The following is a 7394-nucleotide window of genomic DNA, read 5'->3' as shown; positions in this document are numbered from 1 at the left end:
GAGTGGGCGGTGGGTGGGACGCTGCTGCTCCAGGCCGCGCTCGCCGCCGCCGGCTGCGGCGAGCACCGCCGCGCCGACGAACTGACCGACCGGGCCGCGGGCGTCGCCGCCAACCTTCGGGAGTACGACGATCAGCACCACACCAGCTTCGGGCCGGTCGCGGTCGAGCTGGCGCGGGTGTTGGTGGCGGCCTCGCGGGGTGACGCCGACGAGGCGGTACGGCGGCACGTGACGATTGTTCGGCAGGAGGCGTGGCGGCGGTTGCCGGCCGAGTATCGGGGCGCGTACCTGCTCGACGCCGCGCGGGCGTACCTCCAGGTGGGTGACCTGTGTGGCGCTGCCCGCGCCCTCGTCGACGCGGACAGTGTCGCGCCGGCCGAGGTCCGGTGCCGGCCGTTGGCGCGTACCGTGATCGCCGACGTTGCCCGCGCGCAGCCGGCGCCGGCCGGCGTGGCGCGACTGGCGACGCTGGTCGGCCTCACCCGCTGACCGCCCACGCCGAGTGATACTCGCGCCGTCCGCCACGCCCTGAGTGCGCGTGTCGTGGGTACCGTCGTGCTTCCTCTTTACGAAAGACTTATTGCGAAAACCGGCCCCGGGAACGTATAAACGAAAGGAGCCTTTCGATAAGGGGTGCTGATGGAGCCGGAACGTCGTGTGCGCGTCCAGGACGCGACCAAGCTGCGCGCACTTGCGCACCCGTTACGCCTGCGGCTGCTGCGCTACCTGCTGGCCGCTGGCCCGAGGACCGCCGCACAGTGCGCCGAGGCCCTGGACGACATCGGGTCGAACTGCAGCTACCACCTGCATCAACTGGCCCGTCACGGCCTCATCGAGCGGGTCCCCGCCGAGGGAACCAACCGACGTGACCGGCCGTGGCGCGCCGCAGCCACCGGGCTCGAATTCCTCCCGGATCCCGATGATGCCGACGGGCAGCGGATCAACGACGCGCTGACCAACCTGGAGCTCGACGAGGTGTTCCGATCGTTGCAGCGCTACCAGCACCAGCGGCACAAGTTGATCGACGAGTGGCGGGAGAGCACCACCTTCCACAGCTACACCCTGTCGCTCACTCCCGAGGAACTGCGGCACCTCACGCTGACCCTGGACGCCGTCATCCGGCCGTACCTGCGCCCGTTGCGCAACGCGCCCCCGAACGACGCGCGGCCCGTCAGCCTCAACCTGCAGGCGTACCCCACGCCGGAATTCATCTGACATGGTGACGCTGCTGCGACACCGCGGATTCGTCCTGATCTGGGCTGCCGGGCTCTTCTCCAGCGTGGCGAGCTGGTTGCTGCTCACCGGGCTGCCGATCTACGTGTTCGGGGTGACCGGCTCGGCGTTCACCACCTCGGCAGTCTTCCTCGTCGAGCTGCTGTGCGGCGTCACGCTGGGATCGTTCGCCGGTGCTCTCGCCGATCGTTTCGACCGGTTTCGGCTCATGAGCTGCGTCGCCGTGCTGCAGGCCGCGGTGGTGATCCCCCTGCTCGGTCGGCCTGACCACCACCTGTGGATCATCTCCCTGGTCGCCGGCGCCCAGGCGGTGCTGACGCAGACGTTCGACTCCGCCCGCAACGCCGCGTTGCCACGCCTCGTCGAGCCCGCGCACCTGGTGCGCGCCAACAGCGTGGTGGCGCTGAACACCAGTGTGGGACGGCTCATCGGCGGTTCGCTGGGCGGGTTCGCGATCACCCGCGACGGCACCCGCTACCTGGCTGTCGGCGGCGCGGTGGCCTTCGTGATCACGGCAGCTCTGATCGCCGCCGGCCGCCGCGCAGCCCGCCACGGCACCGCGGAGCCGCTGACCCCGGACCGTACGTCCTCGTTCTTCACCGACTGGCGGTCCGGCCTCGCGGCGATGCTGCGAAACCGCACCGTGCGGGTGACGATCCTGAGCGTGGCGCTGGGTGGCATCGCGCAGGGCCTGTTCGTGGTGCTCTTCGTGGTCTTCGTCAGCCGCGCGCTGCACGCCGACGGCACGCTCACCGGTCTGCTCCGCGGAGTCCAGGCGATCGGCGGCGTGGCCGGCGGGCTCGTCGTCGGCATGCTGGGCGCGCGGCTCAGTCCCCGTCTGCTGATGAGTCTCGGAGCGACCACCTTCGCCCTGATCAGTCTGGTCATCTGGAACGGACCGGTGGTCACCCGTCAACCCGAGTGGTACATCGTGTTGTTCATCCTGGTCGGCGCGCCCGGCATCGCGTACGCCAGCGGAGCCTTCGCCCAGATCCAACAGAGCGTGCCCGACACCGAGTTGGGCCGGGCCTTCGGCGCCTACTACGCGATCTACAACGCGTCACAGGGGCTGGGCATGGCGGCTGCCGGCCTGCTCGGCGACGCGCTCAGCGTCGTGCTCGTGCTCAACGTGCAGGCCGCGCTGTACCTGGCCTCCGGTGCCGTCGCCTACGTGGGCCTGCGCTCCGTCCGGCGGCAGCGCCCCGCCCTGCGGCAGCGCGCCACCGTCGAGGTCAGGTAGACGGCAGCCTGACCCCGCCCACCTGGCGCGGACAGCGACCAGCGGCGGGACGCAGTGCGGGGGACCACCCGTCCGAGTGGTCCCCCGCTGGTTCGCTGGTGGGTGGCTAGACTTCAGGTTGGCAGTTCACCTGTGCTCTGCTGCGGCGGGCGCAGCCTCGGGAGGGTGTTCCAGCACCCTCTCGAGGGGCCGTCCCATCAGACGGCGGCTACTCGCAGAAGACTCGCACGGTGGCATCGGGTGAATCGACCTCCACGGTCACCTCGTCGAGGTGCTCCACGAGCGCCTCCAACTGCTCGGGCTTGAGCTGCGTCAGGTCGATCGGCACACCCGAGTCGCTCAGTGAGGCGTTGGCCTTCACCAGGGCCTGCGGCGGGACCAGCGCCGCCAGCCGCACGCCAGCCCGCAGCAGTTGCAGTGGCACCCGCACGTTGACCCGCGACGGCTCGCCGTTGTCGGTGGCGTCCACCACCACCCGCAGGTACTTCACCTTGCCCTTCGGCCGGGCGTCGTGACCTGCCGCCGCCGGTGCCTGGTCCCGTTCGAGTGCGGCGATGAGCTGCTCCGCCTCCTCGGCCGTGATCTTGCCGGCGGCCAGCATGTCGAGGATGTCCTTGCGTTGTTCGGTCATTCGAACCTCTCCTATCGGATGGCCACGAGCACGGCCGTGCGGCCCTGCTCGATGTCGAAGCGGGCGCCGGGCAGCGCGGAGATGACGCGCCAGCCGGCGCCGAGTGCCCGCACCACACCGATGCGGAACACGAGGCAGGCCACGATCGCCGCCAGCACGACCAGGACCACGACCGGGAAGAGCACGAGCGCCACGGGGAGCACCGGGACCCAGACGCGGATGGGTCGACGGTCCGGGCGGTCGACCTTGACGGTCACCAGCTGCGGCATCACGTCCGGCCGTCCAGCTCGGCCAACGCCTCCTGTGCGCTGATCTCACCGCGGCGCAACCGGTCGATGATGTCGGCCCGCGACGGCGCCGGGTCGGTCTCGACGAAGTCGAGCATCTGCGTGATCCGGTTGAGTCGTGACTTGATCGTCGGGTAGCTCACCCCGAAGGTGCGTTCCATCTCCTTGATCGAACCGTGGCAGCGCACGAACGCCGTGACGAAAACCTGATCCTCGACGTTGAGCTGAGCCAGTTGCGGTAGCTCGAACTCGCCCTCGATCGCGACGCCGTTGCTCGCCAGGCGCACCCGCTCGACGACGAACGGCTGCCCCCGCGTCAGGCTGGTGAGTTCCTGCCAGTCCATCGCCTGTTCTGTCATACCTGAATTTGTAACTCAAAAATCTTCAACTTTCAAGAGTTTGATCTTAATTTTCTTAAGCTCACTCCTGCGGGCGGCAGATCAGGTGGAGCGGGCGTGGCGGTACGGCTGCTGCACGCAGACGCCACCCGCCTCGACGAACTGGATGTGCCGGGTCCCTTCGACCTGTTCTTCGACCTGAGCTGCTATTGCGGAATCCCGCTGCACCGCCGCGACGCCTACGCCGCCGGGCTCACCCACCGCGCCGCTCCCGGAGCACGGTTGCTGATGTTCGGCCACAACCCCGAGCCGCTCGGCAACCCGATCCCCGAGGTCACGTCATGGGCGGCGGACGTCACAGCCGACGAACTCCGCGCCAGGTTCCCCAGCGGGGCACTGATCGATGGCACACCGGGCACGCCTAGCAATCTTCGGTCGCGGGTTTCGCCACGCTCCACAGGAGCCGACTAGCCCGGTCTGCGGGCCATGACGAGGGGACGGAGCTTGGCAGTGATTTCCTCGTCGAGCACGAGCTGGTAGTAGGTCCTGCCCGTCGGCGCGTAGGCGACTGCCGGACAGGAGTTCACTCTGCCCGGCAACGTGAAGCTGCTGACCTGCTTAGCGGTCTTGGCCTCGAACACCCGGTAGATGAAGCGCGCCGACCGCAGCTCCGCGGTCGTCTTGTCGCCGGTGCCGGTGTCGTAGGTACACGTTTCGACCTTCTTGGTCGAATAGTCGTCGTCGAAATATTCGCAGACGACGAGCTGCGTGTACTGCTCCGGGTACATGCCCGGATGCAGCTGCGACTGCCACTCGCCAGGCAGCTCGTACTCCTGCTCCCGGGAGTCATACGGGTGCATCACGAAGAATGCCGTCAGGTGGATGGGACCTCCGGCGTAGGCAGGGCCGCCCGGGTTGTAGGGACGTACCGCTCGCGGGTTGTAGGTGGAGCCGCCGCACGCCTCCTCGTCCGTTCTGATGGTCGGGGGCGGTGGCGGCCAGGTCGGGCTGGCTGCCGTCGACGCGGACGGCGTCGGCGTCGTGGAGGCCCGTGGCGGGTCGGGTTGGCCAGTGCACGCGGTGAGGCCGCACAGGGTGCCAGCGATCATGGCCAGAAGTCGTGCTTTCCGCTGCGAACCGGTCACGCCGCCCTCATCGTCCTAACTGTCGGCCCTACCGGAGCACCCGTCGATGCTCGGGCCACGTCCGCTGGGTCTCGACGATGGTACCGGCGGTAGCGATCACTCGAAGAACTTGATGCTGAACCCGGTGTCGGCCGTCGGGCCGGGCACGTTGGCACGACGGTAGGTGGTGTTGCCCCACCAGCAGAAAGTGCCGGTGTACCAGTACCGGTTCTCCCACGAGTACGCGGTGCCCTTGGGTACGGCGTGGAACATCAGCGGGAACCTCGGCCCGGCGGGCGGGCTCGTGGCGATGTCGCCGTTGAGCAGCACGAAGCTGTGGTGGCCGGGCCCGTTCACGTGCAGGGTGGGATCCCAACCGGCCATCATGGTGGCCCGGTTCGAGCCGAACAGGCAGCCGTTCGACTTGTACCAGTCCCACACGTACGTCGGGTCGCCGCCGGCTCGCAGTCGCAGGTCGGCGAGGCAGTACTGGTCACTCCAGCTGCCGTTGGCGGAGTAGACGATGTGCAGTTGCCCGTTCGGATCCCTGATCGCCTCGGGGGCCTCGTTGATGTACGGGTTGCCGACGACGCGTTCCCAGCTCTCCCGGGGTTGGGAGATGATGAACCGGTTGCCCGTCGGGGTGAGCGGGTCGCTCATCCGGCTGAGGTAGATGTTCTGCTCGACGTTGGTGTCGCCCGCCCAACCCGACCAGACGAACCACCGCTGCCCGTTGAAGGTGAACATGCTGCCGTCGATGGCCCACTTGCCGCCCGGCAGCGCGAGCTGCCGCTCCGCCGTGTAGCCGCTGGCCGGCGACGCCGAGCTGATCGCGTACATGCGGTGTGCGGCGCCGCGCCCGGCCGAGAAGTAGATGTAGTACCTGCCGCCATCGGCGATGATCTCCGGGGCCCAGACCTCACCGAGGTTGCGGCTGTCCGTCCACACCTGCCGCGCGGGCGCGGCGGCCAGCGCGTCGGTCGACGCTGCCTGCCGTACGGCGATCCCGCCGTTGAGCGACTGGACGGAGATGTAGGTGCCGCCGACGCGGATCACGCTCGGGTCGGCAGCCCGCAGGCTTGTCTGCCCGGCGGCCGCAGGGCCGGCGTCGACGGTGGACAGGCCGGTGGCGAGCACGGCGGCCAGCAGGACGGTGAGGATTCGGTCGCCCACGTTCACGGTCGGGACTCCTTTCAGCAGGCCGATGATCGGCCTCCGGTCATCTCGGGTCCGGTCGGTCACCCCGGCAGCGGCCGGAGCGGACTACGTGAACTCGCTGACCGATAGGACGTTGCCACAACGTCACCCCCACGGCCAGCGCTGACGCAGCGCGGTGCGAGTCCGGCCTTAGGTGCCGCACGGGAACCCGTTCGACCCCGCGGGGATCAAGGGCATCTCCGCGGCGATGACGGCCGCCACGCGTACCGGTGAGGGCGCCTACACCGGCACGCTCGACTTCACCGTGGCGCCGGCGGGCGTGTCCCGGGGCCTCCTGCCCGCGACGGCTGAGCAGTGGAGCACCACGGTGGCGTGTCGCAGTCCGTGCCGTACGAGGCGTCGGTGGACGCCCAGGGCTACCTGACCTCGTTGACGGTGACGCTGCCGACCTTCGCGAGCACGGCCGGGTTCTCCGACCTCGGCAAGCCCGTCTCGGCCAGAATGATGCGCCGTCGGCGGGTGGTTCCTCGGGCACCGTACATGTCGATGGCCGCCAAGCGACGAACGTCCATCCGACGATGATGCCACCGGCGGGCCACTCCGCTGGCACTGAATGTGGTCCGCTATTCGCGGCCGACCCAGGTGGCGACGCACGCCTCGTTGCCCTCGGCATCAGCCAGGACCCACCACTTGGGCGCGTGCGCGTCGGAGACCAGGTGGCCGCCAGCGGCCAGGGCGGCGGCGACGCGAGCCTCGGCCTGATCGTGCGGGACAGCGACATCGACGTGCAGACGGTTGCGCTGTGGGCGCGCCCCGTCCATGGGCTGCAACCCGAAGCCCGGGCCGCGGCGCGACGGGTCGAACAGGTAGTCGTCGCCGACCTGGCCATAGCCGAGCAGCGCCCGCCAGAACGGCAGCACGTCCGCGCCGGCGAGTGCGTCGAGGGTGAGGTTGATCAGTTGTACGGCGGTCGGGTCGGCGGGGATGTCCAGTTCCTTCGCGGCGGCCGAGATCCGCCGGGCCAACGGGATGTCGCGCAGACTCAGGCTCACCGTGACGCCGGTGGCGCGCAGGTCGATGATGAGGTGCTGCTGCTGGGCCTCGTCGGCCAGCCGGCCGATCTCATCGACGAGCGCGATGCCCCTGGCCAGCGAACCGGTCGGGAAATGGGCCGAGACCACGTGGTAGAGGCAGCGCCAGTCCTCGACACCGTCAGCCGCGTGGAACTGCCCCGCCGTGATCCCCACAGTCATGCAGCGAACCTAACCGACCGTCCGGCCCCCCCGCGCTCGGTCGAGGTCGATCATGAGTTGTGGTGCCTGCTCGGGGATGGATCGCGGCTTTTGCGACCCACCACAACTCCTATGATCGACCCGGCGGGGG

General features: G+C 69.2%; 10 protein-coding genes and 1 pseudogene. 5 read left to right on the top strand and 6 right to left on the bottom strand.

What is annotated here, in order from left to right; translation table 11 throughout:
* The 3 genes and pseudogenes from JNW91_RS27790 to JNW91_RS27780 form a co-directional block, all read left to right on the top strand.
* A pseudogene (locus tag JNW91_RS27790) lies at positions 1-489 on the top strand (helix-turn-helix domain-containing protein); the annotation flags it as partial.
* Between the two features lie 150 nt (positions 490-639).
* On the top strand, positions 640-1215 hold the full coding sequence (locus JNW91_RS27785) for a helix-turn-helix domain-containing protein (RefSeq protein ID WP_203178396.1): 576 nt from the start codon (positions 640-642) through the stop codon (positions 1213-1215).
* A gap of 1 nt (position 1216) precedes the next feature.
* Entirely contained in the window at positions 1217-2473 is a 1257-nt protein-coding gene (locus JNW91_RS27780) for an MFS transporter (RefSeq protein WP_203178395.1), read from the top strand.
* Positions 2474-2681: 208 nt separating this feature from the next.
* Here the strand turns inward: JNW91_RS27780 and JNW91_RS27775 are convergent, their stop codons facing one another.
* From JNW91_RS27775 to JNW91_RS27765, 3 genes are read right to left on the bottom strand one after another with little or no spacing between them, the layout of a single operon-like run.
* Positions 2682-3104, bottom strand: a complete 423-nt coding sequence (locus JNW91_RS27775) for an SHOCT-like domain-containing protein (RefSeq protein WP_203178394.1) — start codon at positions 3102-3104, stop codon at positions 2682-2684.
* An 11-nt stretch (positions 3105-3115) separates the two neighbouring features.
* Positions 3116-3373, bottom strand: coding sequence for a hypothetical protein (locus JNW91_RS27770; protein ID WP_203178393.1), 258 nt, complete (start codon positions 3371-3373; stop codon positions 3116-3118).
* Positions 3373-3750: a DUF2089 domain-containing protein gene (locus tag JNW91_RS27765; protein WP_203178392.1), complete on the bottom strand. Its 378-nt coding sequence runs from the start codon at positions 3748-3750 to the stop codon at positions 3373-3375. Before JNW91_RS27765 ends, JNW91_RS27770 begins: the two co-directional genes overlap by 1 nt.
* Positions 3751-3846: 96 nt before the next feature.
* Between JNW91_RS27765 and JNW91_RS27760 the strand changes: the two genes are divergently transcribed.
* Positions 3847-4200 carry a hypothetical protein gene (locus JNW91_RS27760; RefSeq protein WP_203178391.1) on the top strand — a complete coding sequence of 118 codons (354 nt, stop codon included), beginning with the start codon at positions 3847-3849 and terminating at the stop codon, positions 4198-4200.
* Here the strand turns inward: JNW91_RS27760 and JNW91_RS27755 are convergent.
* Together JNW91_RS27755 and JNW91_RS27750 are read right to left on the bottom strand one after the other, a co-directional pair.
* Entirely contained in the window at positions 4197-4874 is a 678-nt protein-coding gene (locus tag JNW91_RS27755) for a hypothetical protein (RefSeq protein WP_238425825.1), read from the bottom strand. The two genes, JNW91_RS27760 and JNW91_RS27755, sit on opposite strands and share 4 nt — an antisense overlap.
* Positions 4875-4970: 96 nt before the next feature.
* On the bottom strand, positions 4971-6032 hold the full coding sequence (locus JNW91_RS27750) for a glycoside hydrolase family 43 protein (protein ID WP_309244503.1): 1062 nt from the start codon (positions 6030-6032) through the stop codon (positions 4971-4973).
* Positions 6033-6383: 351 nt separating this feature from the next.
* On the opposite strand from JNW91_RS27750, the gene JNW91_RS27745 reads away from it, so the two are divergent.
* Complete coding sequence (locus JNW91_RS27745; RefSeq protein ID WP_203178388.1) at positions 6384-6593, top strand: hypothetical protein; 210 nt, start codon at positions 6384-6386, stop codon at positions 6591-6593.
* Between the two features lie 41 nt (positions 6594-6634).
* Here the strand turns inward: JNW91_RS27745 and JNW91_RS27740 are convergent, their stop codons facing one another.
* The gene (locus JNW91_RS27740; RefSeq protein WP_203178387.1) at positions 6635-7264 is read right to left on the bottom strand and encodes a VOC family protein; all 630 of its coding nucleotides are present in this window, start codon (positions 7262-7264) and stop codon (positions 6635-6637) included.
* Positions 7265-7394 lie beyond the last annotated feature (130 nt).

The sequence above is a fragment of the Micromonospora parastrephiae genome (assembly GCF_016802865.1).
Classification (GTDB): domain Bacteria; phylum Actinomycetota; class Actinomycetes; order Mycobacteriales; family Micromonosporaceae; genus Micromonospora; species Micromonospora parastrephiae.
Note: the sequence above shows the minus strand (reverse complement) of the source record. Positions and strands in the feature narration are given on the sequence as shown.